At 64.3% G+C, this 26,167-nt stretch carries 22 protein-coding genes and 2 pseudogenes; 11 read left to right on the forward strand and 13 right to left on the reverse strand.

Going from position 1 to position 26,167, the window contains the following annotated elements; all coding sequences use genetic code 11:
- Window positions 1–15: 15 nt before the first annotated feature.
- The 5 genes from ACYP5B_RS41995 to ACYP5B_RS42015 all read right to left on the reverse strand — a co-directional run bounded on the left by ACYP5B_RS41995 (window position 16) and on the right by ACYP5B_RS42015 (window position 4,708).
- The gene (locus tag ACYP5B_RS41995; protein ID WP_400095023.1) at window positions 16–357 is read right to left on the reverse strand and encodes a LysE family transporter; all 342 of its coding nucleotides are present in this window, start codon (window positions 355–357) and stop codon (window positions 16–18) included.
- A 58-nt stretch (window positions 358–415) separates the two neighbouring features.
- On the reverse strand, window positions 416–1,534 hold the full coding sequence (locus ACYP5B_RS42000) for an NAD(P)H-dependent flavin oxidoreductase (RefSeq protein WP_459573549.1): 1,119 nt from the start codon (window positions 1,532–1,534) through the stop codon (window positions 416–418).
- Between the two features lie 58 nt (window positions 1,535–1,592).
- A complete protein-coding gene (locus ACYP5B_RS42005; protein WP_400095027.1) occupies window positions 1,593–2,768 on the reverse strand; it encodes a YbfB/YjiJ family MFS transporter in 1,176 nt (391 codons plus the stop codon).
- Window positions 2,761–3,645, reverse strand: a complete 885-nt coding sequence (locus tag ACYP5B_RS42010; RefSeq protein ID WP_400095029.1) for a LysR family transcriptional regulator — start codon at window positions 3,643–3,645, stop codon at window positions 2,761–2,763. Before ACYP5B_RS42010 ends, ACYP5B_RS42005 begins: the two co-directional genes overlap by 8 nt.
- 139 nt (window positions 3,646–3,784) lie before the next feature.
- Window positions 3,785–4,708: a LysR family transcriptional regulator gene (locus ACYP5B_RS42015; protein ID WP_400095031.1), complete on the reverse strand. Its 924-nt coding sequence runs from the start codon at window positions 4,706–4,708 to the stop codon at window positions 3,785–3,787.
- 117 nt (window positions 4,709–4,825) lie between these two features.
- Here ACYP5B_RS42015 and ACYP5B_RS42020 point away from each other — a divergent pair, with 117 nt between their 5' ends.
- Window positions 4,826–5,623 carry a carboxymuconolactone decarboxylase family protein gene (locus ACYP5B_RS42020; RefSeq protein WP_400095032.1) on the forward strand — a complete coding sequence of 266 codons (798 nt, stop codon included), beginning with the start codon at window positions 4,826–4,828 and terminating at the stop codon, window positions 5,621–5,623.
- 25 nt (window positions 5,624–5,648) lie between these two features.
- Here the strand turns inward: ACYP5B_RS42020 and ACYP5B_RS42025 are convergent, their stop codons facing one another.
- Complete coding sequence (locus ACYP5B_RS42025; RefSeq protein ID WP_400095034.1) at window positions 5,649–6,545, reverse strand: LysR family transcriptional regulator; 897 nt, start codon at window positions 6,543–6,545, stop codon at window positions 5,649–5,651.
- A 172-nt stretch (window positions 6,546–6,717) separates the two neighbouring features.
- Here ACYP5B_RS42025 and ACYP5B_RS42030 point away from each other — a divergent pair, with 172 nt between their 5' ends.
- Both ACYP5B_RS42030 and ACYP5B_RS42035 read left to right on the forward strand, forming a co-directional pair.
- Window positions 6,718–7,713, forward strand: coding sequence for an aldo/keto reductase (locus ACYP5B_RS42030; RefSeq protein ID WP_400095081.1), 996 nt, complete (start codon window positions 6,718–6,720; stop codon window positions 7,711–7,713).
- A gap of 86 nt (window positions 7,714–7,799) precedes the next feature.
- A pseudogene (locus tag ACYP5B_RS42035) lies at window positions 7,800–8,229 on the forward strand (SDR family oxidoreductase).
- Here ACYP5B_RS42035 and ACYP5B_RS42040 read toward each other — a convergent pair.
- Window positions 8,226–8,558 (reverse strand): hypothetical protein, encoded by a 333-nt coding sequence (locus ACYP5B_RS42040; protein ID WP_400095036.1) that lies wholly within the window; start codon window positions 8,556–8,558, stop codon window positions 8,226–8,228. The pseudogene ACYP5B_RS42035 and the gene ACYP5B_RS42040 sit on opposite strands and share 4 nt — an antisense overlap.
- A 275-nt stretch (window positions 8,559–8,833) precedes the next feature.
- Here ACYP5B_RS42040 and ACYP5B_RS42045 point away from each other — a divergent pair, with 275 nt between their 5' ends.
- The 6 genes from ACYP5B_RS42045 (at window position 8,834) to ACYP5B_RS42070 (ending at window position 14,042) form a co-directional block, all read left to right on the forward strand.
- A complete protein-coding gene (locus tag ACYP5B_RS42045; RefSeq protein WP_400095038.1) occupies window positions 8,834–9,361 on the forward strand; it encodes a 2,4'-dihydroxyacetophenone dioxygenase family protein in 528 nt (175 codons plus the stop codon).
- Between the two features lie 2 nt (window positions 9,362–9,363).
- Window positions 9,364–10,506, forward strand: coding sequence for a Bug family tripartite tricarboxylate transporter substrate binding protein (locus tag ACYP5B_RS42050; protein ID WP_400095040.1), 1,143 nt, complete (start codon window positions 9,364–9,366; stop codon window positions 10,504–10,506).
- A 63-nt stretch (window positions 10,507–10,569) separates the two neighbouring features.
- Window positions 10,570–11,289, forward strand: coding sequence for an SDR family NAD(P)-dependent oxidoreductase (locus ACYP5B_RS42055; protein WP_400095042.1), 720 nt, complete (start codon window positions 10,570–10,572; stop codon window positions 11,287–11,289).
- 132 nt (window positions 11,290–11,421) lie between these two features.
- Window positions 11,422–12,366 (forward strand): 2-dehydro-3-deoxygalactonokinase, encoded by a 945-nt coding sequence (locus ACYP5B_RS42060; protein WP_459573550.1) that lies wholly within the window; start codon window positions 11,422–11,424, stop codon window positions 12,364–12,366.
- A gap of 33 nt (window positions 12,367–12,399) precedes the next feature.
- Entirely contained in the window at window positions 12,400–13,041 is a 642-nt protein-coding gene (locus ACYP5B_RS42065; RefSeq protein ID WP_459573551.1) for a 2-dehydro-3-deoxy-6-phosphogalactonate aldolase, read from the forward strand.
- Window positions 13,042–13,217: 176 nt separating this feature from the next.
- Complete coding sequence (locus ACYP5B_RS42070; RefSeq protein ID WP_400095047.1) at window positions 13,218–14,042, forward strand: IclR family transcriptional regulator; 825 nt, start codon at window positions 13,218–13,220, stop codon at window positions 14,040–14,042.
- Window positions 14,043–14,638: 596 nt separating this feature from the next.
- Here ACYP5B_RS42070 and ACYP5B_RS42075 read toward each other — a convergent pair.
- From ACYP5B_RS42075 to ppk1, 4 genes are all read right to left on the reverse strand, one after another.
- Window positions 14,639–15,631: a 4-hydroxythreonine-4-phosphate dehydrogenase PdxA gene (locus ACYP5B_RS42075; RefSeq protein ID WP_400095049.1), complete on the reverse strand. Its 993-nt coding sequence runs from the start codon at window positions 15,629–15,631 to the stop codon at window positions 14,639–14,641.
- Window positions 15,632–16,603, reverse strand: coding sequence for a Bug family tripartite tricarboxylate transporter substrate binding protein (locus tag ACYP5B_RS42080; RefSeq protein ID WP_400095051.1), 972 nt, complete (start codon window positions 16,601–16,603; stop codon window positions 15,632–15,634).
- 89 nt (window positions 16,604–16,692) lie between these two features.
- Window positions 16,693–17,661, reverse strand: coding sequence for a LysR family transcriptional regulator (locus ACYP5B_RS42085; RefSeq protein WP_459573552.1), 969 nt, complete (start codon window positions 17,659–17,661; stop codon window positions 16,693–16,695).
- Between the two features lie 83 nt (window positions 17,662–17,744).
- Entirely contained in the window at window positions 17,745–19,907 is a 2,163-nt protein-coding gene (gene ppk1, locus ACYP5B_RS42090) for a polyphosphate kinase 1 (RefSeq protein ID WP_318237819.1), read from the reverse strand.
- Window positions 19,908–20,180: 273 nt separating this feature from the next.
- On the opposite strand from ppk1, the gene ACYP5B_RS42095 reads away from it, so the two are divergent.
- Entirely contained in the window at window positions 20,181–20,822 is a 642-nt protein-coding gene (locus ACYP5B_RS42095) for a DsbA family oxidoreductase (RefSeq protein ID WP_400095055.1), read from the forward strand.
- A gap of 217 nt (window positions 20,823–21,039) precedes the next feature.
- Window positions 21,040–21,225 carry a hypothetical protein gene (locus ACYP5B_RS42100; RefSeq protein ID WP_400095057.1) on the forward strand — a complete coding sequence of 62 codons (186 nt, stop codon included), beginning with the start codon at window positions 21,040–21,042 and terminating at the stop codon, window positions 21,223–21,225.
- A gap of 4 nt (window positions 21,226–21,229) precedes the next feature.
- Here ACYP5B_RS42100 and ACYP5B_RS42105 read toward each other — a convergent pair.
- Window positions 21,230–24,535, reverse strand: a pseudogene (locus ACYP5B_RS42105) (adenylate/guanylate cyclase domain-containing protein).
- A gap of 270 nt (window positions 24,536–24,805) precedes the next feature.
- On the reverse strand, window positions 24,806–25,585 hold the full coding sequence (locus ACYP5B_RS42110) for a TetR/AcrR family transcriptional regulator (RefSeq protein ID WP_318237816.1): 780 nt from the start codon (window positions 25,583–25,585) through the stop codon (window positions 24,806–24,808).
- Between the last annotated feature and the right edge of the window lie 582 nt (window positions 25,586–26,167).

Consider the following 26,167-nt stretch of genomic DNA (forward strand, 5'->3'; position numbering starts at 1 on the left):
ATGTCGTTGCCGGTGTTACTGCCGCAGCGACGTGATCAGCCGGATGCCGAGCAGCGCCATCACGCCGCCGGCCGCGCGATCCAGCCACAGCTTGAAGCGCAGGTAGAAGGCGCGCGGCCCCGCCGACGACAGCGCGATCGCCACGATGGCGTACCAGCCCGTCTCGATGGCAAAGACCATCAGCGGCAGCGCCAGCAGTAGCGGCGCCGGCACCTGGGCGGGCAATAGCGCGGCAACCACGCTGGCGTAGACCACCGCCGTCTTGGGGTTGCTCAATTGCGTGGCGAAGCCGCTCAGCAAGGCGCGGCCGCGCCCCGGGGCGGGCGATCCACCGCCTGCCGGCGCGCCGGCAGCCATCGCTAGGGGCGCGCTGGCGCCGAAAGCCAGCGCCGATAGCCAACGTCGATAGGCCCGCTCAGTCAGTGCCGAACCCCGCCCCGCTCAGCGCCGCAATCGTCTGCACCAGCTCCTCGCGCAGTGTCGCCACGAGTTGCGCTGCCGGCAGGGCGCGCGCCAGTGGCGCGGCTTGCCCGGCCCATTGCGCGGCGTAGTCCGCATTGCCGCGCGCCTTGGCCGCCGCATGCAGCGCCTTGCCGGCGTCATAGGTGATGGGGTAATCGGGGATCGCCGGGCGGTCCGCCGCCTCGCCCAGCTCGGTCAGCCGGTTGACGAAGCCGCGCGCGGCCCGGCCGGAAATGGCGCGGGTCAGCGTGGTGCTGGCCGGCGGGTCCGCCAGCAGTGCGGCGCGGTAGGGCGCGTCGGCCACGGTCTCCGGGCAGGCGACGAAGGCGGTGCCGAGCTGCGCGGCCTGCGCGCCCAGCGCCAGCGCCGCGGCAATGCCGGCGCCGTCCATGATGCCGCCGGCGGCGATCACGGGCACGCTGGTGTTGCGGACCAGCAGCCGTACCAGCGCCAGGGTGCCGAGGCCTTCGTCATGCCCCTGCGGCTTGAACGTGCCGCGGTGGCCGCCGGCTTCCACGCCCTGGGCCACGATGGCATCGACGCCGGCATCGGCGATCTGCCGCGCTTCGTCCAGGCTGGTGGCCGTGGCCATCAGGAAGATGCCGGCTGCGTGCAGCGCGTCGATCCGGGCCTGCGCCGGCAAGCCGAAATGGAAGCTCACTACCGCGGGCCGCTCTTCCAGCAGCATCGCGAACATGGCATCGTCGGCGACAAAGCTGGTGTAGATCTCGCGCAGGGCGGCGGGCGGCGTGGCGCCGAATTCGGCGAAGCTCGGCGCCAGGTAGGCCAGCCATTGCGCCTCGCGCGCCGGGTTTGCGACGGCGGGAGCATGGCAGAACAGGTTGATGTTGAAGGGCTTGTCCGTCAGCGCGCGGGTCTCGCGGATGGTCTTGCGAGCGCCGTCGGCGTCCATGGCGCCGACGCCGAGCGAGCCCAGGCCGCCGGCATTCGACACGGCCGCGGCAAGCGCCGGCGTGCCGACGCCTGCCATTGGGGCCTGGATGATCGGGGCGGCTAGGCCGAGCCGGGAGAGCAGCGTACGCGGTTGCGTGGCGTGGATGGGGTTGGTCATTGACGGTTTCCTCGTTGAGGGGTGGGTTCTGTGCCGCGCGCCGGGCATGCGATGGCCTTCACAGGAAGCACAAGGCGGCAGAGGCCAGCAACGCGACAGCGGCGGCGGCAAGCGGGCCGCTGAAGCTATGGCTGTGCGCCATCAGCGCATCGGATACCAGCGGGCCGGCGATCTGGCCTACGCCATAGGCGGCGGTCATGATGGCAAGCAGGTTGAATGTCACGCGGTGTGCCACGCGCTTTGCGGCGGGCATGGCGATGGTCACGGTGCCCACGAAGGTGCCGCCCACCAGCAGCGCGCTAGCCAGGTAGGCCACGGCCGCGTGGCTGAGCGCGGGCAGGATCACGCCCACCGCCTGCACCAGCAGGTTGAGCGCAAGCGCGCGCCGCGTGCCGAGGCGGCCGTGCAGCGCATGCCAGAGAAAACACGAAGGTGCCGCGCCAAGGCCGAAGGCGGCCCAGATATGGATGGGATCGATGTGGCCGAGCGCGTCGCGCACAAAGAGCGGCAGGTAGGTTGCCGTGACGATGTAGCCGAATCCCGCCAGCCCGTAGCTGGCCACCAGCGGCCAGGGCCCCGGGCCGCTGGCATTGGCCTCGCCCGTGGCACTGGCAACGCCATGCGGCTGGTGTGCTTGCACGCGGCCCCCAAGATACGGCCATGCCAGCAGGCTAAGCACGGCGGCGCCGCCGCCTATCGCGATCCACAGCAAAGGGCTGTGCCAGCCCGCCAGGTTGCCGGCGGCGATCAGTTCGGCGGACAGCAGGATGCCGGCACCAACCCCCGAGAACAACAGTGGCGCGCCATGCGGATGGCCGACCACCTGGAACAGCCACACGGACGCGCAGATCAGTGCGATGGCACTGAGCACGCCCGCCAGGAAGCGCACGCCGATAAAGAACCAGGGGGCGGCCGGCACTGCCAGCGCCACCAGGCACAAGGCGGTGCCGAAAAGGGCGATGCGGCAAAAGCGCGGCGCAACGCGCTGCGACATGCGGGTGACCGCGAGGGCGCCCACGAGATAGCCCGCATAGTTGGCGGACGCGGCCAGCGAGCCGGCGCTGACGCTCAGCAGGCCGTCGCGCACCATCAGCGGATACATGCCGGTGAACGCGAAGCGTCCGAAGCCCATGCCCACCGCCAGCACCAGCGCGGCGGCCAGCGATGGCATCCAGGGCGCCATGGCATTGCCCAAAGACTGCGGCGCTGCTGTGACGTTGCGGGTCCTAGCCATGCTGCAGCTCCGTCAAAAACGCCTCGTATGCCGAGGTGGCAAAACCCGAACGGCGCACCAGCAAGGTGTGCGCGGTACGCACTGGCACGGCTTGCAGGCCTGCGGCATCGGGGTGCAGCGCCAGCAGCGACCTTGGCAGGATGGCCACGGCCGAGCCCGCCGTCACGCAGGCCAGGATCGCGTGGTAAGACGCCAGTTCCAGCACGTTCAGCGTCAGCCGGGGGCCCTCGCCGCTGGCGAGCCAGGCCTCGGCGCACAGGCGGTACGTACAGCCGCGCGAGAACGTAGCCAGGCTGCGCAGCTTGATGTCCTGCGGCGTGCGCACCGGCGGATGGCTGTGCGGCAGCACCAGCAGCAGTTCTTCGGAGAACAGGAACGTGCCTTCCAGGCCCGGGCCGAGCACGTCCATGTCCAGCGTGTCCGGCGCGCCTTCGGATGGATGGGCCACCACGGCGCAGTCGATGCGATGCGCCAGCAGTGCGTCGATCAGGGCTTGCGTGGTGCCGGTCTGGATCTCGATCCGCACATCCGGCCATTTGCCGTGATAGCGCGCCAGCGGGCGGGGCAGCCGGCTGGCGGCCGAGCTTTCCATGCTGCCCACGCGCAGCGTGCCCGAGGGCACCTCGCTGCGCATGGATTGGCGGGCCTCCTCGGCCAGCGCCAGCAGCCGCTCGGTGTAGCCCAGGAAGCGCTGGCCTTCCGGCGTCAGGGTCATGCGCTTGCTGTCGCGCAGGAACAGGACGACGCCGAGCTCCTCTTCGAGCTGCTTGACGCGCGTGGTGACATTCGACTGCACGCGGTCCAGGGTCTTGGCGGCCCGCGTGACGCTTTCTTCAAGCGCAACGGCCCGGAAAATCTCAAGTTCGGCCAGATCCACGGCAATCCTTTGGTTGAAATTTGTTCTTGAAACGAGAACAAATTTCAGATAACTATCATATATAAGGATTGATAAGTCAAGGAAGCCCTGAGGCCAGCAGGGTCGGCGGGCCGGGAAAGATTGGGGCGTGGCCTGCCGTTCAGCGGCGCTTGCGGCCTGGGGACGGCGCCGGGCGATAGCGGGCGCGCAGGGTTTCCAGAAGCATGGGCAGTGCCGGGGCAGGATTGCCTGCCGCATAGACCACCGCCACGCCGATGCGCAGGTCCGCCTGCTCCTTGAGTTCCTTGTAGACCACACCGGCTCGCTCCATCGCTTGCAGGGAGGACGGCACCAGCGCCACGCCCTGGCCGTCGGCGATCAGGCCCAGCAGCACATGGTGGTCCGCCGGCTCCGGCACGCGCGGCGGCGCAAAGCCGAGCGCGCGGAAGACGGCCTCGTAGTGGTCGAAATAGGCAGGGTTGAGCTTGCGCTGGGACCAGAACAGCGGATCGTCTTGCAACTCCAGCAGTGAAAGGCGCTTGCGCCTGGCCAGCCGGTGGGTGGCCGGCAACGCCGCCACCAGCGGATCGTCGAACAGGCGCTCCACCACCAGCTCGCCGGTGGCCGACGGCAGGCCGATCAGCGCTGCGTCCAGGGCGCCGCGGCGCAGGTCGGCGATGGACTGCTGCGAGATCTGGCGTTTTTGCAGCAGCCGGACCTCCGGCGCCTGCGCCTGCAATGCCGGCGCGAGCCAGGTGAACAGGGCGGCATCGAACACGGTGGTGATGCCCAGGCGCAGCCCGCTGTTGCGCGTGGCGCGCTGCCGGGCCCGGGCGAGCAGGGCATCGGCGCTGGCCAGCAGCTCGCGCGCCTCGGGCAGCAGGCGGCTGCCCGCCGGGGTCAGCGCCACGCCATTGCGATCTCGCTCGAACAGGCGCGCGCCGATGGTTTCCTCCAGCGCCTGGATTTGCCGCGTCAGCGGCGGCTGCGTGATCGACAATCGTTCTGCCGCGCGGCGAAAGCTCAGTTCATCCGCAACGGCGACAAAGTACTGCAACTGCCAGAGTTCCAGGCGGGTCTGCATCGGGAGGCCGGGTTGTCTTGTGATACGCCAAAGGTATCACGCCGAAGGCATTGGCGGCATGCGAGCGTGCTGGCTAAGCTTGCCTCACTGTCAACCCAACGCATAAAAGGAAGCCGCATGAACACGCAAACCATGGCGCTCGGCCGCGCCCAGCTCGCCGCCATCGAACAAACGACCGAGCCCTCCATCCTCGATGCACTGCGGGACATCGCCCCCGACCTGGCGAGCCTGGCGATCGGCTTCGTGTACGGCGAGATTTATCCGCGCCCCGGGCTCGACCTGCGGCAAAGGCAGCTCGTGACCGTCGCCGCGCTTGCGGCGATGGGCGGGCTGGAGCCGCAACTCAATTTCCATCTGGCGGGCGCATTGCACGCCGGCTGCACGCCGGATGAACTGGTGGAGCTGATGAACCATCTCGTGGTGTATGCCGGGTTTCCGGCGGCGCTCAACGGTGTGGCCGCCTGCAAGGCGGTCTTCGCGAAAGAAGGTGTTAGCGTCAATGCCGACACTCAGGCGCCGGCGCTCGTGCCCGCCGGTTCGCGCTTCGATACGGGCCTTGCCAGCCTGCGCGAGATCGATGGAGAAGCGGGCGAGCGCGTGCTGGCGTCGCTCAAGGACATAGCGCCCGACCTCGGCCGCTACATCATCGAGTTTGCCTTTGGCGATATCTACACCCGGCCCGGGCTTGACCTGGTCTCTCGCGAACTGGTGACGGTGGCCGCGCTGACGGCGCTGGGCTCGGCCACGCCGCAGCTCAAGGTGCATATGCACGGCTTGCTGAACGTGGGCGGCACGCAGGAGCAGATGGTGGAGGCCATCATCCATCTCGCGGCCTATGCGGGGTTTCCGCGCGCCGTCAACGCGGCGCTGGCAGCAAAGGACGTGGTGGCCGAGCGCGCGCAGAGCCGGCATTGAGGGTGCGGACTGCCTCAGGGCTGCCTCAGAGCGGCGGCAGATCGATCTCGTCACGGAAGCGTTCCGCCGCCCATTCGATGAAAACCCGAACCTTTGCCGTCAGGTGCCGGTTGCGCGGATACAGCGCCACGATCGGCAATGTCCCCGCATTCCAGTGCGGCAGCACCGGTACCAGGCGACCACTGGCCAGGTGCTCGCGCAGCACGCGGTTGGCCGGGCTTTGCATCAGGCCCATGCCGGCCACGGCGGCGGCAATGTACGTGTCGGTATCGTTCGCGGCCACCCAGTGCGGCCGGGTGATTTCATAAGCCTCGTCCCCGCGCCGGAAGTCGAAGGGAAACACGCGCCCGGTCTTGGCCGAGAAGAAGTTCACGAAGCGATGCTGCTCAAGGTCTGCCAGCGTGGCTGGCGTGCCGTGGCGCTGCAGGTAGTCCGGGGCGGCGCAGGTCACCACCGCCATCGCGCCCAGGTGCCGCGCGACCAGGCTTTCGTCATGCACCAGACCGCCGCGAATCACGCAATCCACGCCCTCGGCAATCAGGTCCACCGGGCGGTCCGAGCTGCCAAGCTCCAGCACCACCTGCGGGTAGCGGCGGAAGAAGTCCGGCAGCGCAGGCGCGATCACGTGGCGGCCGGTGGCGGCCGACACGTCCACGCGCAGGCGTCCCGCCGGCGTCACCACCGCATGGCCCAGTGCGGCTTCCAGTTCATTCATTTCCTGCAGCATGGCAACGGCCCGCTGGTGGTAAAGCATGCCGTCGTCGGTCAGGCTCAGGCGCCGCGTGGTGCGATGCAGGAGGCGCGCGCCAAGATGCGTTTCCAGGTCCTGGATGATGGTGGTGACGCGCCCCTTGGGCAGGTGCAGCGCCGTGGCGGCGCGGGAGAAGCTGGCCAGCTCCACCACCCGGACGAAGACTTCCATGGATTTGAAACGGTCGATACTCATCGTGGTGAGGGCGGTGGCGTAACAGATTGTTCTTTTTATCGGGAACAGTAATTTACAGAAATGATAGTTTATTCGCCTTTATCCGCACAATAAACTCACTCCATCGCTTAACCGATCGAAGGAGCTCGAAATGACCCAATCCCAAGACATGGCTTTCACCGCCCTCGGCACGCAGGGCCCGCAACAGGTTTCCGCCCTCGGCCTTGGCTGCATGGGCATGTCCGATTTCTACGGCGCCAGCGACGAGTCACAGAGCATCTCGACCATCCATGCGGCGCTGGATGCCGGCATCAACCTGCTGGATACCGGGGATTTCTACGGCGCGGGCCATAACGAGATGCTGATCGGCCGGGCGCTGAAAGGCCGGCGCGACCAGGCGCTGATCTCGGTCAAGTACGGCGCGCTGCGCGCGCCCGACCACGGCTGGCTCGGCATGGACGGCCGTCCCGTGGCGGTGAAGAACTTCGCCGCCTACAGCCTGCAGCGCCTAGGTACCGACCACATCGATATCTACCGCCTCGCCCGGCACGATCCCGCAGTGCCCGTGGAAGACACCATCGGCGCGGTCGCCGACCTGGTCAAGGCGGGCTATGTGCGTCATATCGGCTTGTCCGAGGTCGGCCCGGAGATCATCGCGCGCGCCCACAAGGTGCATCCCATCAGCGACCTGCAAATCGAGTACTCGCTGCTAAGCCGCGGCCCGGAAGCCAGGATTTTTCCGCTGCTAAAGACGCTCGGCATCGGAGTGACCGCCTATGGCGTGCTGTCGCGTGGGCTGCTAGGCGGCTCCAAGCCCAAGGGGCCGGCCGATTTTCGTAGCCACCTGCCGCGCTTCAGCGGAGAAAACCTGAACCGCAACCAGCAGTTGGTGGCCGCGCTCGGCCAGGTGGCGCAAGGGCTGGGCGCCACCAGTGTGCAGGTGGCGATTGCGTGGGCGCTGGCCAAGGGCCGCGAGCTGGGCCTGCAACTGGTGCCGCTGATCGGCTCGCGCACGCTGGCGCAGCTCGACGGCGCGCTGGGTGCGCTAAGGCTGACGTTATCCGCGGCGGACATGGCGCTGATCGAGCAAGCCGTGCCGCAGCAGGCAGTGGCCGGCACCCGCTACGGCGAGGAGCAGATGGCGTTTCTCGACAGCGAGCGTTGAGGGACGGTTCCGGCGCAACCCGCAGGAACGAGCTAGCATTCAATAGAATCCGGCAAGACAACGGCGCCTGCCGGGCGCTACGCGTGATGATTCCGGCCAGGCACGGCACGATCGTGAATGTGGGCTTGTATGCCTGCGGGGTGGCGCTGCCCACCATTGCCGCTTGCGCCGCGTCCAAGGGCGCGGTGGCGCAGCGCACGCGCGTGCTGGCCGCCGAAGCCGGCGAATACGGGATTCGCGTCAACGCGGTGGGGCCTGGCGAGATCGTCACCGGCATCCTCCTTGATGAGCAGATGCCCAACGGCCGCGAGTTCCTCATCGAACTTGGCAAGTCCAGCTTGCTGGCGCGCGGCGCAGCCGGGGGAGATTGCCGAAGTCATCCTGTATCTCGCCCCGGACAAGGCGAGCGCTATCACCGGCGCGCTGGTCATGGCCGATGGCGGCCACACGGCGGTCCGAGCGGGCCGCAGCGCGCTGCCCGGGCCGGCGCGGCGCGGGCACACGCCGCGGGACTAATGCGGATTCTGGTATTGCGAGGGTTGGGTCGGCACGGGTTGCTGCTGCGAATGCCGCTGCGCCGCCGGTGCCGACCGCGCCAGGAGCGCACGGATCGACGCAAGGTAGCGGTCTCCAACCTCCCGGCTGGCCCGGCTCGACTGGGCGCACAGGGTGCGGCGGGCCGGTGGCGTGACATTCAGGCTGCGGCAGATCGTTGACAGGTATGGCTTGCGGTCTCCCGCCAGCCGCTGCGCCGCGGCTTGCACCGCCGCGTCGCCTACGCGTTCGCGCAGCCAGGCCAGGACCTGCCTGTCGTATTCGTTCTGTACCCGGACCAGGTGTTCCATGATCGGCTCCCGTAGATACTGTTCATCCATACAGTTACTGTAAATATATACAGTAATCCGGGTTTTTCAAGGACGAGATACGGGCGCAGCGTGTCCTGGCGAGCCGGATTGGCTCGCGTGCGCCATTTCAGGCTATCGGCGGCTTGTGGGGCAGGACTCGCAACGAATGCACGCATTCGTAACCGGCGAGGGAAAACCCTCCTTTTCCGGATCGAAGTCCGTCTTCTAAAATCTGTCCATATTGTAGTCATGATATCCACAATATGGACAACGGCATGCCACTCGATACACCTGACACTGAACCGCTTACTCCATACCAATTTCCCAACCCGAGGGATGCGCGGCCTGAAATCGTCGTGCCGCACGCCATCCCCGCTGACGAGCGCCTGTGGGTGCCGCAGGCGGAAAACGTCTGGTTTCGTCCGCTGTGCCTGAATGCGAGCCAAGGCTATTGGATGAACCTGCTGCGCGTGCGCAAGTCCGGGGTCCTAAGCCGCCATCGTCATCCGCAGGCTGTCCACGGGTTCGTTCTCAAGGGCCGTTGGAAATATCTCGAGCACGACTGGGAAGCGACGGAAGGCAGCTATGTCTTTGAGCCGCCGGGCGAGACGCACACGCTGTACGTGCCACCCGACGTGGAAGAGATGATCACGTACTTCCAAGTCAACGGGGTCATGTACTACACGGATCCATGGGGGAAAGGCATGGGCTACGAAGACGTGTTCACCAAGATCGAATTGTGTCGAAAGCACTTTGAGGCGATCGGCCTGGGGGCCGACTACGTCGAGCAATTCATTCGGTAGCGATGAAGCAATCTCGTGCGCACTACGATTTTCAGGAAAGCGTGATCGTCATCACTGGCGGCGCGGCCGGCATCGGCGCCGAGGCTGCCGCGCTATCGGGGTATGCGGGTCCGACTGGTATCGCAGCAAACCAAGATCATCCTAAAAGAGCAATGGAGACAAGTCCTGTGAAAAAAATCGCCTTTCGCTTCTATTGTGGACTTCACTTGGGAGTGGCGCTGCTGGGCAGCGCTGCCACCCTGGCTCACGCGCAGAGCACTGCCTATCCCACTCACGCTATCGAGTTGGTGGTGCCCTTCCAGGCGGGTGGCGGAACGGATGCGTTGGCACGAGCGTTTGTGGAATCTTCGCGAAAACACCTGCCGCAGAACGTGATTGTGGTGAACAAGCCTGGCGCAAGCGGGGCGATCGGCTGGGCGGAGGTGGCCAACGCGAAGCCCGATGGCTACAAGCTGTCCCTTCTGACGGCCGACATCACGATTGTTCCGCACCTTGGGCTGACCAAGCTCACATACGAAAACCTCACGCCGGTTGCGCGACTGAACGCCGACCCTTCAGCAATCACCGTGCGCAGCGATTCACCCTACACGACCGTGGAGGCGTTCCTCGATGCTGCCCGAAAGGATCCGGGCGCGATCCGGGTCGGGAATGCCGGCAATGGATCGATCTGGCACCTCGCCGCAGCCGCGCTTGAAGACAAGACCGGCACCAGGTTCAATCACATTCCTTTCCAGGGCGGGAATCCCGCGGTCCTCGCCTTGCTGGGTGGCCATATCGACGCGGTGACAGTGAGTCCCGCTGAAGTCTATCCCTATGTAGCCGCTGGCAAGCTGAAGACGCTGGCGGTCATGTCCGACAAGCGAGTGAAGGGCTTTGAGGCCGTGCCGACGTTGAAGGAAAGCAAGGTGGACTTGTCCATTGGCACCTGGCGCGGCGTTGCCGTGCCGCTTAACACACCGCCAGAAGTGGTGAGCGTGCTTCGCGAATCGATCGCCAAGACCGTCCGGGAGCCCGCGCTCAGGGACATGATGGATAAGCAGAACCTGGGCTTTTCCTATGCGGACCAGGACGAGTTCAGGGCCGCGATCGCGAAGGACAACGCTTACTTCAAATCCCTGATCGGCAAGATCGGCCTGCACCAGTGACTTTCAAACAGCGGCAGGGCGCTGGGTTGACTGCTGCCCGCCACAGCTTTCGTTCGGATCATCATGACTTTTCAGCCTGACCTCTTCAAGGGCAAGCATGCCCTTGTCACCGGTGCGACCCAGGGCATTGGTGCCGCAGTGGCCAATGTCCTTGCTTCGCTCGGTGCCAGCGTTACAGCAGTTGGTATCGATCAAGGTGACGGCTCGCTAGACGCCCGCGTTGACGTCACCCTCGCGGACGTGAGCAACGACGCCGATGTTGCTGCACTATTCCGGAAACTGGCCACGTTGGACATCCTGGTGAATTGTGCCGGCATTATTCGTCGCGGCGCGGAGCATGACGTGGCGGTGTTTGAGCAGGTTGTCGCGGTGAATCTGACCGGCACGATGCGTATTTGCAGCGGCGCCCGTCCCTTGTTGGCTGCGCGGCGCGGCGTCATCGTGAATACGGCTTCGATGCTCAGCTTCTTCGGGGGCGCATTGGTCCCGGGATATGCCGCCAGCAAGGGGGGCATTGCGCAGCTGACAAAGTCGCTTGCATTGGCCTATGCTTCTGACGGCATTCGTGTGAACGCCGTCGCGCCAGGATGGATCGCCACGCCGCTTACTCAGGCGCTGCAGGAAGACCAGGCGCGCAGCGGCTCCATATTGCAGCGCACGCCGCTGGGTCGCTGGGGCCAGCCCGAGGACATCGCAGACGCTGTGGCCTTCCTTTGCGCTCCCGCGTCCGCCTTCATTACAGGGGTCATCCTGCCGGTCGACGGCGGCTACCTGGCTGCCTGAGCGTGCAACGCGGTGCGGGACGCCGGATGTCCGATCCATTTTGCAAAGGGAAGGAATAATGAGTGACGTAATCCATGAACGCCAAGAGGTGGATCGCGATGCCACGCTGTTTTTTTTCCTGGCGGTGCGGTCATGAACGCGATCGATGCAGCACGGGTGATCGCGCTGGATTGGGGCACGTCATCCCTGCGCGCTTTCTTGCTCGGCGATCAAGGGATCGTGCTCGAGCAACGCGCGGCCCCGCTGGGTGTCATGCACGTCCCGCCAGGCGGCTTTCCCGATGCCTTCGAACAGGTCGCGGGAGACTGGCGGCGGGCTGCACCGGGCTTGCCCGCGATCGCATCCGGGATGGTCGGCAGCACGCAAGGCTGGCGAGAAGCGCCCTACTGTGAAGGGGCCGCTGGCCCGGCTCAAATGGCAGCCGGCTTGCTGGAGATCCCCTTAGAGGATGGCGGCTCGGTGCATATCGTGCCCGGTATCTCGATTGACGGACCACGACCTGAGGTCATGCGCGGGGAAGAGACGCAGATTTTCGGTGCATTGGCATTGCGCCCGGCACTACGTGACGGCGTTCGGTTGCTACTCCCCGGTACACATAGCAAGTGGGTCGATTTGTCCGACGGTTGCATTGCCGGATTTCAGACCTTCATGACCGGTGAGCTGTTCGCGATACTGCGCGATCATTCGATACTCGGGCGATTTGCGCGGGAAGGCGCTGCCAGGACATTGTCAGACGAAGCCGCATTCGACGACGGTGTGGCTTCAGCACGGGAAAGCAAGGATGGCATCGCTCCTCTCTTGTTCTCGGCGCGCGCACGTGTGCTGCTCGGCGCGTTGCCGGGATCTGCCAGTCTTGACTATCTGTCCGGCTTGCTGATCGGCGACGAGTTACGCTGCGCCCTGGCCATGTCAACGCCGCGCATCGCGATGATTGGTGAGGCCCGATTGGGTGCTCGCTATCGTAGGGCACTGGCGGGCTTTGGCATCCACGACGTTCCCGAGATAGATGGGGCGGCGCCGGCCGGGCTCTGGTGCATCGCAAGCGAGGCAGGACTCATCGGCACAGTGCACATCTAGCTCACATCTAGCGTCAACAACGGGTAGCGCACCATGATGCAACCATTTCTCGATCGATTTCCCCTTGTCGCGATCCTGCGGGGTGTCACGCCCGATGAAGTCGTTCCGATCGGTCAGGTCCTCGTCGCGAATGGCTTCACGATCATCGAGGTGCCGCTTAACTCGCCCGAGCCGATTGAGAGCATTCGCCGCCTCGCGCAGGCGTTGGGTCCCGATATTCTGGTTGGTGCCGGTACCGTGACCCAAGCTGACCAGGTAGGGGTGATCGGCAGGGCTGGTGGACGCCTGGTGGTCATGCCGCACAGCGACGCCGAGATCGTGCGCGCGGCCAAGGCTGCGGGCATGGCTTGTGCGCCAGGCGTTGCGACACCGACGGAGGGGTTCGCGGCATTGAAGAATGGCGCCGACGCATTGAAGCTTTTTCCGGCCGAGGCCATGACGCCTGCAGTGCTAAGGGCGTGGTCCACTGTGTTCCCCGAAGGAACCCGGTTCCTCCCGGTAGGTGGCATTACGCCGCAAGCGATGGAGCCATATATCGCGGCTGGAGCCACGGGTTTCGGCCTTGGATCCGCGCTCTACAAGCCAGGATTCGATGCCCGCACCGTGGGCGAGCGTGCTGCTGCGTTTGCTGCCGCATGGACTCGATTCAAAGATACCGGGCCAACGGCACGTTGATACGCCGCGGGTGGTGCCAGCCCGCTCGCGATCTGTTGCAAGAGCCACCTGGGACGTCACATCGGTGAGCGCGAAGGCAGCTGCCTGGTAGCCACGGGCAGCCTCTCGCATGCTTTGCCCGGTATCAAATCGGTGATAATGGCTATCCTTCGGACCTCTGGCTTCCTGTTCTTCCCATGCCGAATTCCTTGCCTCGCGAGAGCGATTCGACCACCAAGGTGGCCGGCACGGCTGCTTTCTCGAAGTTCATGCTGGTATTGCAGTACGTGGCTGATGCCGACGAGCCCATGACCATCGCCGCACTGGCCAGATTGAGCGGTTATCCCCGCCCGACCGTCCACCGGATCGTGGCTGCCCTGGTAGCGGAAGGCATGCTCTGCGAGAGCGGTCGCGACGGCACGCTCGCGCTTGGGCCGCGGCTGATGCAACTGGCCAGCCGGAGCTGGTCACGCTCCGACCTGCGCCTGGCGGCAGTCGATGCCCTGAAGACCTTGCGCGATATCACCGGCGAAACAGTGCACCTGGCGGTACCTGACGGTGTCACCATGATCTATATCGAGAAACTCGAAAGCACAAGCGCGGTTCGCATGGCATCGCGCATTGGCACGGCCGTCTCGATGCATTCGACGGCGGTCGGAAAGGCATATATGTCGATGCTGGACAACGTTGGTCGCCAGGGCTTGCTGCAAAATTTATCCCTGCATCGCTACACCGCCAACACGGTGACCAGTCTGGACGCATTGAAAGCGCAGCTGGAGACGTTTCGAAGCCAGGGTTGGTCGGTGGATGATGAGGAGAACGAGGCAGGCATCTATTGTTTCGGCGCTCCCATACTGGGCCACCGAGGACAGCCGATTGCGGCCGTGAGCGTTAGCACCCTGCGTTTTCGGCAAGATCCCGATCCCATAAAGGCATACGTCGAACCGCTATTGGAAGCATGTCGCGTGATCGGAAGCAGGGTGGCGGAAACGCCGGCGTTGGCAGCTTCGCGCGAACTGTAGCGAGGCAGGGCGGCAGGTTCTTATCCGGGGCCTTCGGCCGGGGTGGTGTGGTCTCGTGAGACAGGACATTCGGTTTCAGATCGAGCCGGTGCGTCTACAACACCATGCAGGCAGCGGCGCCTGCGCCCGGACGCTGGGGCACGCGGCCGTGCCCGGCGGCCCGCGTTCCGTGACGGCGGCGCTGGTTCGCCGGCAGGTCTTTCTCCAGGACCTCGTCGGGTGCGTCCGTGCCTGGTCTTGCAGCACGGTCGTCGCGGAACGCCGGGTGGTGTTTTTCCACCCAGCGTGCCCCTCGCCATAGCGCGAAGATGAACGCGATTGCGTAGCTGCAGTAAATGATGATTAACACAGGCACCTCGCTGCGCGCCCTGTTGGGGGCGAGTGGTTCAGGAAGGTGCGAGTATGCGCAAGATCACAGTCGGCGCGATATCACTCAATAGTAGGGGGGCTGGGCTCGCACTTGCCGCAAAGCCAGGCGGGTGGCCGACCTCGGGCAAATGATGGCACCGGGGGGCGAGACAATTGTTTGCAGTTGTCCAGGCCAGGTGCCATGCGTATCGATGCGGCGCAGCACATTGCGCCGCGCCGCCACTTTTCTACGCCCCCCGGCCCGCCCGGTGGCTCGCGCCCATCCGGCATGCCAGGTCAAAGGCATTGGACATGGCGGCGCCGTTGGCATTGCCGAGGCCGACGATGTCGTAGGCGGTGCCATGAGCCGGCGTGGTCACGGGGATGGGCAGGCCGCCCTCCACGGTGACGCCTACCTCGAACCCCAACAGCTTGGTCGCGATCTGCCCCTGGTCGTGGTACATGGTGACGATGCCGTCCAGGTGGCCGTTGCGGGCCCGCACAAAGATGGTGTCGGCGGGATAGGGGCCTTCGGCGGGATAGCCGGCGGTGCGCGCCTGCTCGATGCCGGGGGCGATGATGTCGCCCTCCTCGCTGCCATAGTTGCCGTTGTCGCCGTTATGCGGGTTCAACCCGCAAACGCCGATGCGCGGCGCGGAATTGCCAGCGGCCTTCAAGGCATCGGTCAGCATGCGGATCGCGCCGTCGATGCCGGCGGGCGTCAGCAATGACGACACTTCCTTGAGCGGCACGTGGGAGGTCACGCGTGCCGTCCAGAGTTTGTCGAGCACGTTGAATTCGCCGCAGCGGCCCTGGTAGTCCAGCAACTTGGCAAACCAGCGCATCTCGTCTTCTTCGTGCATGCCGCCCAGGCGCATCGCACCCTTGTTGAGCGGGCCAAAGCACAGCGCATCCGCGCGGCCTTCGCTCACCATGCGCGCGCCCAGGGTCAGGCCCTCCAGCATGAAGGCGCCATTCTCGCGAGTGGCCTGGCCGGGCGTGAACGTGGCGCCCGTGCCGGGCCAGTCGATGATCTCCAGCCAGTAGGACGCTTGCGGCAGTGCAACGCCGGCCGCGTGTGCGCCGGCCGCCAGCGCGGCGCGGCTGGCGATCAGCGCCACGCTGGCCCGCGCGGGCAGTTGCGGGTCGGCCAGCAGGCGCGCGACGATCTCGGGGCCGATGCCGGCGGGGTCGCCAATAAACAGTGCAATACGGGGCAGCGTGGCCATGGCTTGATTCACTTAATCCATCTTGATGTTCTGGTCTCGGATCAGCTTGCCGAAGCGGTCATAGTCCGCTCTCTGCAGCTGGATGAACTGCTCGCGCGAGAGCGTGCCGGGATCGCCGCCAAGGCCGCGCAGCTTGCCCTGTACCTCGGGCAGTTGCAGGGCGGCATTGAATTCCCGAGTCAGGCGTTCCAGCGCGGGCGCGGGGGTCTGGCGTGGCGCGTAGAACGCGTACCACGTGCTCATGTCCGCGCCCTTGATGCCGAGCTCCTGCAGCGTTGGCACATCCGGCAGCGCGGACGCCCGCTTGGGCGTGGTCACAGCCAGCGCGCGCAGCCTGCCCGAGCGGATATGCGGCATGGCCGAGGACGATGTATCCAGCATGATCTGCACCTGGCCCGCCATCAGGTCCACATGGGCCTGCGAACTGCCTTTGTACGGTACGTGGACCATCTGCGTGCCAGTGGCCTTCATGAACAGTTCCGCAGCCATGTGCTGCACGCTGCCAATGCCCGAGCTGGCGTAGCTGAACTTGCCGGGCTGCGCCTTGATCTGCGCGACCAGGGACGCCACGCTGTCGACATTGACCTGCGGCGCTACCAGCAGCACGTGCGGGACCACCAGGGCCAGGCCGATCGGCGTCAGGTCCTTGAGCGGGTCGAAGTTCAGCCGCATCAGCTGGGGCGCGATCACCTGCGGCGAATTGGTCGCGGCCAGCAGCGTGTAGCCATCGGCCGGCGCCTTGGCGGTGAGGTCCGCGGCGATGGTGTTGGCCGCGCCGGGGCGGTTGTCGACCAGCATGGGTTGCCCCATGGGGCCGCTCATCTTGTCCGCGAACAGGCGCGCCACCACATCGGTGCCGCCGCCCGGCGGGGCGCCGACATTCACGCGGACAGGCTTGTCGGGGTAGGCGGCGAAGGCTTGCGCGCAGAGCCCGAGCAGGGACACTGCGCAGAGGGCGCGCAACCGCGCGCGAGGTGTTTGCATGGGGAGTCTCCTGGCCGTCGCGCGCCGTCATGGGCGCGCTTATCGTGATTCCTGCCCCGCACTATGCCGGCACCAGGCACCGCCGGCCATCAACCTTTCGGCGTTCCTGCGTTCACATTTGGTGAATCCACCCCCGCCAGCAGCGGTATCAGGGCCCGGGCGGCGGAGGATAGCTCCATCTGCGGCTGGTGGCACAGCACGAAGCGCCGGCATGCCCATGTCTCGTCGATGGCGAGGTGCCGGAATGCCTTGCCGCGCGCGAACATCGCGGCCACCGACGCCGGCATGATGCCGATGCCGATCTGTCCGGCGATCATTGCGATCATGCTGTCGAAACTGCCCACGCGAACGCGCATGCGCAAGGGCCGGCTGGCCGCCACTGCCAGCCGGCCGAGCGTGATGGAGATGGAGGCGCCTTCGGTCAGGCCGATCACTTCATGGGCCAGCAGGTCATCGATGGTCACCTTGCGCAGGCCAGCGAGCGCATGCGCGTGGTGCGCCACCAGCACCAGCCGGTCCTCGCGATAGGGCAGCGTGGGCAACGCGATTGGCCCGACCGTGCTCTCGAAGACGCCGACGTCCGCCAGCCCGCGCTTGACCGCCTGGATCACACCCACGCTGTTGAGCTCCTGCAGGTCCACCTTGATGTCCGGCCACGCCGCATGGCAGCGGCCAAGGTCGGCGGGCAGGAACTGCACCACGGCCGATGTACAGGCGGCGATCCGGATCACTCCCCGGTCGCCGTGCAGGAACGCGGCGGCGTCGTCCTGCATCCGGCCAACGGCATGGATCAGGCTGCGCGCATGCGCCAGCATCGCGCGGCCCGCATCGGTCAGCGCCATGCCATGCGGGCGGCGCTCGAACAGCGGCAGGCCGAGCTGCGCCTCCAGCTCGCGAATGCGCCGTGACGCGGCGGCCGGCACCAGGCACAGTTGCTCCGCGCCACGCGTGATGCCACCCAGCTCCGCGGTGGCGATGAACAGGCGCATGGTGGTCAGGTCGAAACGCAGGCTGGCAGCGGTACTGGCCGCCAGGCGGGCAGCGGGGGAGCTTGGCATGGGCGTCGGGGATCCGGTCTCGGGTGCCTTGGGGGAGGCTGAGGCCAGAGTTTATGGCATGGCCGGCCGTCCCGGCAGAGGCCTCACGACAGCGCGGCGATCAGCTTGCTCTGTGCAGATACCGGCTGGCGACCCCGCTTGCGCCGGTAGTTGCCGTCCGCGTCCATTTCCCAGGTGTCGCGGTTGTCCTTGAGGTAGACCTTCAGGCCTTCCTCGATCACGCGATCCTTGAGGGCTTTGTCCAGCACGGGGAAGCACACCTCGATGCGCCGGAAGAAGTCGCGGTCCATCCAGTCGGCGCTCGATAGCCGCACGTCTTCGGCCTTGTCGTTGTAGAAGTAGAAGATCCGCGCATGTTCCAGGAACTGGCCAAGCACGGAGCGCACCCGGATATTCTCGGACAGGCCCGGAACGCCGGGACGCAATGCGCAGGCCCCGCGCACGATCAGTTCGATCCGGGCGCCGTCGCAGGATGCCTGGTACAGGGCCTGGATGATCTTTGGCTCCAGCAAGGCGTTCATCTTGGCGATGATCAATCCCTTGCGGCCAGCCTTGGCGTGCTTGCCTTCGCGGCGGATGGCTTCGAGCAGCGCCGTGTGCATGGTGAACGGTGATTGCCAGAAGTGCGCCAGAGTGCCGGGGTGGCCAAGCCCGGTCAGTTGGGAGAACACGTTGGCTACATCGTCGACGATGGCTTCCTTGCAGGTAAACAGGCCGAAGTCCGTGAAGCTCCTGGCCGTCTGCGAGTGATAGTTGCCGGTGCCGATATGCGCGTAGCGCCTGAGTTTCTTCCCTTCGCGCCGCACCACCATGGCCATCTTGGCGTGGGCCTTGTAGCCAACCACGCCGTACACCACATGCGCGCCGGCTTCTTCAAGCTGGGCTGCCCAGTTGATATTGGCCTGCTCGTCGAAGCGGGCCAGCAGCTCCACCACCACGCTGACCTCCTTGCCCCTGCGCGCGGCGCCGATCAGCGCTTCCAGCAGTGCCGAGTCGTTGCCGGCGCGGTACACCGTCTGCTTGATGGCCATCACCTCCGGGTCTTCCGCGGCCTGGCGGATGAAATCCACCACGAGCGAAAACGACTGGTAGGGATGGTGCAGCAGGATATCGCCGTCGCGGATGGCGCGGAACATGTCGGGCTGGTCCTGCAGCGCCTTGGGCAGGCCGGGCCGGCACGGCGGGTACTTCAGGTCGTCGCGGTCCACGCTGTCCGGGACCGGCAGCAAGCGCACCAGGTTGACCGGGCCATTCACCGAGAACACCTCGGCATCCTCCAGGCCGAACTGGTTCTGCAGGAAGCGGGTCATCTCCTCGGAGCAGTTGTCCGCGACCTCGAGCCGCACCGCATCGCCAAAATGCCGCTGCGGCAGCTCGCCCTGCAACGCATCGCGCAGGTTCTTGATTTCTTCCTCGTCGACGAACAGTTCACTGTTGCGGGTGACGCGGAACTGATAGCAGCCGCGCACGCGCATGCCGGGAAACAGCTCGCAGACGTGGGCATGCAGGATGGAAGACAGGAACACGAAGCCGTGTTCGCAGCCGGAAATCTCCTTTGGCAGCAGGATCACGCGGGGCAGGGCCCGGGGCGCCTGCACGATGGCCGCGTTCGCCTCCCGGCCAAAGGCATCCTTGCCTTCGAGCTCCACGGCGAAGTTCAGGCTCTTGTTGAGCACGCGCGGAAACGGATGCGCCGGGTCCAGGCCAATGGGGGTGAGCACCGGCATCAGTTCACGGAAGAAATAGCTGCGGATCCACTCGCCCTGTTCCTGCGTCCAGTGCGGCCGGCGCAGGAAGCGGATCCCCTGGCGGTCCAGGTCCGGGACCAGCACTTCGTTGAACAGGCGGTACTGTTCCGCGACCAGCTTGTGGGTGCGGGCGCTGACAAGCGCGTAGATCTGCCGCACGTCCAGTCCGTCCGGGCCGGTGGTCGCCGGCGCCTGCAGCTTGATCTTCTCCTTCAGGCCGGCAACGCGGATTTCGAAGAACTCGTCCAGGTTGCTGCTGAAAATACAGAGGAAGCGCAATCGCTCCAGCAACGGGATGTCTTGATTCTCGGCCTGGGCGAGCACGCGCCGCTGGAACTCCAGCTGGCTGGCCTCACGGTTCAGGAAGAGCTGCTGCACGTTGGCGCCGAGGTTGGCGCTGGCGCTGGCGAGGAAGTCCTCCGGAGCGCCGTGAACGTCACTCGGGGCAAGGGGGAGGGAAGGGGCGATCTCAAGTGGAGCTGCCGAGCCTTCTTCCATGATGCGCTTTAATCCTTCTCTGGGAATGGATCATCGTGCGCCGATGACCTGTTGGGTAGATATTACCGCGTGGCGTGGCGCTTGAGGAGTGGATGCGGTGCACGTTTCCCGATCTGCACCTGTGCGTTGTGGTCGGCGGGCCACGGACGGGTGTCTAATTGTGTCCGATCCAGGCTGCCTTTCGGGAAAACCCTGCTGGGAGTGAGGTCCGGCACCCCATGGGAATTGCAGTTACCCTGTCGCGCAATGATGGACTGATACCGAGAAAACACCATGCAAAAAACGCTGAAAATCGATTTTGTCTCCGACGTCGCGTGCCCGTGGTGCGCCGTTGGGCTGAGTTCACTGCAACAGGCGCTGGCGCAGCTTGGCGATGAGGTTTCGGCAGATATCACGCTGCGCCCATTTGAGCTCAATCCAGACATGGGGCCGGGAGGCGAATCGATCCAGGAGTACATGGCGCGCAAGTATGGCCGCACCGAAGCGCAAATCGTGCAGAGCCAGGCCATGATCCGGCAGCGTGGCGCCGACGTCGGCTTTGAGTTTGGCTCTCGTACCCGCGTGTACAACACGTTCGACGCGCATCGGCTATTGCATTGGGCAAGCCTGGAGGGGCGTCAGCTGCCGTTGAAGATGGCGCTGTTCCGCGCGTACTTCACCGAGTCCAAGGATGCCAGCAATCATGAGGTCCTTATCGAGGCAGCGGCTGCGGCCGGCCTCGATCCCGAAAAGGCACGCACTGTACTTTCCGGCGACTCGTATGCGACGGATGTCCGCGAGATGGAGAAGCATTACCAGGACATGGGCATCCGTTCCGTGCCTTCGATTATCTTCAATGGCCAATACCTGGTAAGCGGCGGGCAGCCGGTCGAAGCGTTTGAGAGTGCCATTCGGGAGGTTTTGGCAAAAGGCTGAAGGGGCGCTCGTCTATCGACGACGCCTGCGCTAGCACTGCAGCCATGGACGTCTTGCGCCGGCGGGTCTCGGCGCGTCGCGCAAGCAAAGTCGCTCGACGCTTGCCCCCGGAAGTGTTGCCTTCCTGCATACGTACTGTCACCTAATGCTGCGTTGCGTCATTTTCTTTGCTATAGTAGGGAAAACCCGATAAGGGTAATCCCTAGGAAAGAAAGCCATGAACACGCAAAGCGACATCAAGATGACGGATCAAATGGAACGCGATCTGATCGAGCGCGAACTTGGTCCTCGCAGTCCCGGCCTGGTGGCCGACGTAAAGAGCGCCATCTCCGCCGTCCAGCATGTACTGAGCCGCCTGCAGAACCAGGCACGCAAGGCAAAGGTCGTCTACGCGAACGGCTGATCGTTCAGGTAGCCTTGGCGTCCGACTGTCGGGCGAGATCATCGAGCAGGGCTTTGGCCTGCTTCCAGTCGGCGAGGTCGAAGCCCTCGATGAAGCTGCCATGGATATCAGCCAGCGTATTGCGCGCTGCGTCCAGCTTTCCTTGTTGGCTCCATAGCCTTGCCAGGCTCAGTGTTGCTTGCAGTTCCAACGATCTGGCACCCTGCGCGCGGGCCACCGCAATCGCCTTGTGAAAGCACGCTTCAGCCTCGTTTTGGCTCGCTAGTGTAGAGGGCCTATCTTTTGCTCGCCGGAGCAGCAATTCGCCCCTGAGCCTATGCAGCTTGGCTTCGTCGACTTGCTCCCCAGTTTCTTCGGCCAGCACGAGTGCCTCGGCCACCCGGTCAAGTCCGGCGACGACTTGACCCGCTTTTGCATAAGCATCGGCCAGCAGGGCAAGCAGACCTGGCCTTCCGAGCGCCGCACCGGTCGTCTCACATGCTCGCAGGCCATGGTGTATCCGGGCAATCCCATCTTCATGACGTCCCCCCTCGGCCAACGCCCAGCCTTGCAGGACTGCTCCCAATCCCTGATAGAACGGAAGCCCTTGCTCATCCGAGACCGCGATGGCGGCTTCGGCGTACTCGCGAGTCAGTTCGAACTCGCCCCGACACTGATGGACTTCGGCCGCGAAGATCAGGCAGAGGGCAAGGTTGTAGGCGTCAGGGCGCGTTCGGGCCAGTGCAACGGCCTTATGGCTATGCGAGAGGGCCAGGTCCGGCTTGCCGAGGTACCACAGGTTCCATCCAAGCGCGGCCATGGCGTGAACAGCCGGGTCACGCCCGTAACCCAGGAGAAAGTCGTACTGGGTCTGGTCTGGGCGCTGCATTATCAACACCTGCTCCATATGAGCGCGAGCCTCGTCTAGCATGCCAAGACGGAAAGCGGTGGCGCCTAGAGCGCGATGCGCCTCTGCGAAATGCTCAGGCTTGCGGGTCTTCAAGGCCAGGCCAAGCAGGCGTTTCCCGAGCGATTTCGCTGTCTCGTACTGTGCGCGCAACTGATAGAACGTCCACAGGCCCAATAGAGCGGAGAAGATGTATTGGGTTTGCCCTTCCAGTTCGCACATTGCCAGCGCACGCTTGTAGTTGGATTCCACCTCTGGGGAGGCCTGGCCTCGCGCGGCCGCCAAGGTCGGGCCGAGAGTCAGTCGCAGCGTAAGCTCCTGGCGCGCGCCCTCCGGGCTGTCGGGCGATTGCTTTAGCAGCTCGATGGCTGTGGATAGCTGGCGGTCGCCTCCGTCAGGGCAGAACGCTGCAGGGCTTGCTGGCCAGCGCAGTGTAGATATTCGACAGCCTTTGGGATGTTGCCGCTGTGGCTGTAGTGGTGGGCGAGCTCGCTGCAATAGTCCTTCAAGCGACTTTGGAATAGCTTTTCGATGGCTTGTGCAGTGCGTTCGTGCAGCGCGCAGCGACGCTCGGAAAGCAGCGAATTGCCAGCGACTTCCTGGGTCAAGGCGTGCTTGAATGCATACTCGATCTCTGGGTAGGCGGGGCGCTCGTAGATGAAATCCGCTGCTTGCAGGTCCGACAGAAGCGGGCGCAGCTTGTCTTGCGCGAGTGCGGTGATGTGCTGAACCAGCGTCAAGGGGAAATCCTTCCCGACCACGGCTAGTGTTTGCAACAGTTCCTTGTGCCCGAAGGGGAGTCGGTCGATGCGGGCTGCGAGTACCCCCTGTACAGTCGTTGGGATGTGCAAAAGAGCGGGAGCTTCCTCGACGCGGTAACAGCCAGGGTGGCCGAGCAGGGCGCCTTCCTCAAAAAGGGTCTGGACGACTTCTTCCATGAAGAACGGGTTGCCTTCGGTCTTCTCAAGGATGAGCCGCTTAAGCGAAACGAGGCTGTGGTCATCCCCAAGCAGGGCGGTTAGCAAGCCTTGGGCCTCAGCTGGCCCCAATGGCTCCAGGTGCAGTTGCGTGTAGTAGCGCTTGGCGGCCCAGTCATGGGTATGCTCCGGTCGGTAATTGACCAGCAAGACGATCCTCGCATCTGGCACGTAATCGACGAAAACGTTGAGGAACGCAGTGGTTTCGCTATCTAACCATTGAAGGTCTTCGAAAATAAGCAGTAGCGGCTGATTGAGGCTTTCCCGGATCAGCAGGTTTGCTATCGCATCAAACGTTCGCTTGCGCCGAATCGTCGTGTCCATGTTTGATAGCGCTGAACCGGGTTCAGTGATGCCAAATAGGTAGAGCAGGTATGGCAGGTGGTCTTCCAGTGAACGCTCCAACGTAAGCAGTCTCCCCACGACTTTTTCGCGACAACTGCGGTCACTATCTTCCGAGGTAATCTGAAAATAGTTTTTCAGGAGCTCAATCAACGGTAGATAGGCAAAGGCCTTGCCGTGCGAAACCGAGAAAGTCTCTAGCAAGAGGCAGCCTTGACGTGACCGCGCCTTGAACTCGTGGAATAGCCGGGATTTTCCTACCCCAGCTTCTCCCTGCACGCCGACAACTTGTCCGTGTCCCTCCTTGGCTAGGGCCACGGCGCTTTGCAGTTGCTGCATCTCATCCTGGCGGCCCACAAATTTTGCCAGTCCGCGATGCGCCGCCACTTGGAGCCGTGTGCGCAAGGCGCCGAGACCCTGTACCTCATACACATCGAGAGGTTCGCGGACACCCTTGACCTGTGTGGTCCCCAGGGCCTTGAAGTCGAAGTATCCCTCTGCCAGCTTGTGGGTGGCCGCACTCACCAGGATGGACGCTGGCCTGGCCATACCTTCCATCCGTGACGCAATGTGGATAGTGTGGCCTACCGGATCGTAGTCGGTGTGCAGGTCATCTTTGCGGATCGAGCGCACAACGACCTCGCCGGAGTGAGTGCCGACCCGGATCTCCAGCGGAACGCCCCGGTCCAGGCGAACCCGGTCACTGTGGCGGCGCATCGCCTCCTGCATGCGCAGCGCCGCGTAAAGGGCTCGCAGCGCATGGTCCTCGTGGGCAATGGGGGCGCCGAACAGAGCCAGGATACCGTCGCCCAGGAACTTGGCGACATAGCCCTCATAGTGGTGCACGGCCTCCATCATCAGCGCCACCACGGGGTCAATCAGGCGGCGCGCCTCCTCGGGGTCCAGGTCCTGGATCAACGCTGTGGAGCCAGCCATATCGGCGAACAGCGCGGTGATGGTCTTGCGCTCCCGCCCCTGGCTTCCATGGCCGCCAATTCAGCCAGTCCTCGCCGCAGCTTGGGCACCTTCGTACAAGCTTGCCGCCGCACTCCTCGCAGAAGTTTCCCAGCGCGAGATTATCGAAGCCACAAGTCGCGCAGCGCATGATGCCCCCCGTCTTCGCACGCCCTGGATCATTAGAGTAGAGGCTTGATCGGCCGTCGTAGCAAGCCAGGCCTTGCACCATCGAACTTTGCTGGAGACATCGGTGAGGCGAGACCGAGCCCGATGCCGCAACGGGGACGGTCGCCCGACGTCGTCGCCTCTTCTCGTGCTGCCCTTCGCCAGCGTCATCGGCTGGATCCGGTGCAGTGCCGATATCAGCACTATGCTTGCGCTTATCGCAATTGAAGGTCGGCGTGAAGTGCTGCTCGTTTCAGTTGCGGACTACCCCCTTGATCATGGGGCGCGTGTCGTTTGGCTGGGGCGTTTGACGAGGAAGTTTCCTTTCAGTGTCGCCCGGGTTTGGCTTGTCGCCGGCCCGTATTCCAAACAGCAGTTCCTCAACCGTGCTCCAATAAGAGTCGACGACGGCCGGGTCGGATGCGGAAAGCTTGTTGGTCGCCAGCATTTCCGAGCCAAAAGTGGAAAGTGTCGATGTCAGGCTGATCATCAAATAATGGAGGATGATAGGCTCGACTCTAGGCAGAACGCCTTCCTCCTGCGCTTCTCGGATTTGCGGCAGCACTCGATCAATCAGCGGCCGAAGTATCGTATCTGCGAGCCATTGAAGCCGCGGACTATACTCAAGGAACTCCTGAAGCATAAAGCGATGAAACTCAGGGAAATTCACCGTAAATTCGAATAGGGCACGGTACAACAGCCTCACCCGCTCTGCGGCCCTGACCGGTGGAGCATCCTCCAGATATCCCTCCCACTCGTGGCTGATACGATCGAACACATGTTCGGCTACCGCCTCCCAGAGGATGTCCTTGGTTCGGTAGTGGTAAGTGATCAGCGGATGCTGCAATCCGATTCGGTCTGCGATGCTGCGAATGCTTGCAGCCCCGAATCCCTTCGAGGCAAATTCGGAAAGTGCTGCATTCAGGATTGCTGTCCGTGTTTCCTGCGCTCGCTGCTGTTCTGCGCGTTGGAGTTCGGGCGGTCGCCGACCCTTCCTGGCTTGGCTCTGCTTGGAATCCGTACTTCGCACCATCTGTCCTCCTGAATAAGGTTTCTCCACCGGTGCACCGGTCGCTAGCGTTCGATCCGACCACCGAAGCATCGCTGCCGCCGGTTGAGGGCAGTCGCTACGTGCGCTTTACGGACGTATTATATAGACATCGGCGCACGGCGCTCGTTTCCCGCCAAGTGATCGTTTCTACACCAGCCCGGCTACTCATCGAACGGATGCGAGGAATGGGGCTTTCCGACACCAATTTGAACGCTAGTTTGCGTGCCTGTGAGTGCTGCAGGCCAATTTTCGTGTACGCATTCCCCACACTTAGGCCATCCCCCCGCTTAGGCCATTCCCATCGAAGCCCCGCTGCTCCGGTGCTCTACACCGCAGCTTCCCTCCAAAGGCGGTGCTAGCCACGCCGCCTCGCTGCGTTCGGACTTCCTATTTCAGAACCGTCGAGTTTCGTTAAGTACTTACAAACTTCGCGGCACGTACCAGACGCGGGGCGTCGGGATTTCATGTCACCAGCAAGTGCACAGAAAGCCCATAGGGATAATCCCACCAATACAAAGCTTTACGAGTGGAAAGTTTACTACTACTCTGTGTACAGGTTTCGTG

Source organism: Cupriavidus sp. 8B (assembly GCF_054589115.1).

Bases quoted from the DNA above. Each gene is read 5' to 3' on its own strand.
- ACYP5B_RS41995 (WP_400095023.1), bottom strand. From the start codon at position 357: ATGGCTGCCGGCGCGCCGGCAGGCGGTGGATCGCCCGCCCCGGGGCGC.
- ACYP5B_RS42000 (WP_459573549.1), bottom strand. From the start codon at position 1,534: ATGACCAACCCCATCCACGCCACGCAACCGCGTACGCTGCTCTCCCGG.
- ACYP5B_RS42005 (WP_400095027.1), bottom strand. From the start codon at position 2,768: ATGGCTAGGACCCGCAACGTCACAGCAGCGCCGCAGTCTTTGGGCAAT.
- ACYP5B_RS42015 (WP_400095031.1), bottom strand. From the start codon at position 4,708: ATGCAGACCCGCCTGGAACTCTGGCAGTTGCAGTACTTTGTCGCCGTT.
- ACYP5B_RS42020 (WP_400095032.1), top strand. From the start codon at position 4,826: ATGAACACGCAAACCATGGCGCTCGGCCGCGCCCAGCTCGCCGCCATC.
- ACYP5B_RS42025 (WP_400095034.1), bottom strand. From the start codon at position 6,545: ATGGAAGTCTTCGTCCGGGTGGTGGAGCTGGCCAGCTTCTCCCGCGCC.
- ACYP5B_RS42030 (WP_400095081.1), top strand. From the start codon at position 6,718: ATGGCTTTCACCGCCCTCGGCACGCAGGGCCCGCAACAGGTTTCCGCC.
- ACYP5B_RS42040 (WP_400095036.1), bottom strand. From the start codon at position 8,558: ATGGAACACCTGGTCCGGGTACAGAACGAATACGACAGGCAGGTCCTG.
- ACYP5B_RS42045 (WP_400095038.1), top strand. From the start codon at position 8,834: ATGCCACTCGATACACCTGACACTGAACCGCTTACTCCATACCAATTT.
- ACYP5B_RS42050 (WP_400095040.1), top strand. From the start codon at position 9,364: ATGAAGCAATCTCGTGCGCACTACGATTTTCAGGAAAGCGTGATCGTC.
- ACYP5B_RS42055 (WP_400095042.1), top strand. From the start codon at position 10,570: ATGACTTTTCAGCCTGACCTCTTCAAGGGCAAGCATGCCCTTGTCACC.
- ACYP5B_RS42060 (WP_459573550.1), top strand. From the start codon at position 11,422: ATGAACGCGATCGATGCAGCACGGGTGATCGCGCTGGATTGGGGCACG.
- ACYP5B_RS42065 (WP_459573551.1), top strand. From the start codon at position 12,400: ATGATGCAACCATTTCTCGATCGATTTCCCCTTGTCGCGATCCTGCGG.
- ACYP5B_RS42070 (WP_400095047.1), top strand. From the start codon at position 13,218: ATGCCGAATTCCTTGCCTCGCGAGAGCGATTCGACCACCAAGGTGGCC.
- ACYP5B_RS42080 (WP_400095051.1), bottom strand. From the start codon at position 16,603: ATGCAAACACCTCGCGCGCGGTTGCGCGCCCTCTGCGCAGTGTCCCTG.
- ACYP5B_RS42085 (WP_459573552.1), bottom strand. From the start codon at position 17,661: ATGCCAAGCTCCCCCGCTGCCCGCCTGGCGGCCAGTACCGCTGCCAGC.
- ppk1 (WP_318237819.1), bottom strand. From the start codon at position 19,907: ATGGAAGAAGGCTCGGCAGCTCCACTTGAGATCGCCCCTTCCCTCCCC.
- ACYP5B_RS42095 (WP_400095055.1), top strand. From the start codon at position 20,181: ATGCAAAAAACGCTGAAAATCGATTTTGTCTCCGACGTCGCGTGCCCG.
- ACYP5B_RS42100 (WP_400095057.1), top strand. From the start codon at position 21,040: ATGAACACGCAAAGCGACATCAAGATGACGGATCAAATGGAACGCGAT.
- ACYP5B_RS42110 (WP_318237816.1), bottom strand. From the start codon at position 25,585: ATGGTGCGAAGTACGGATTCCAAGCAGAGCCAAGCCAGGAAGGGTCGG.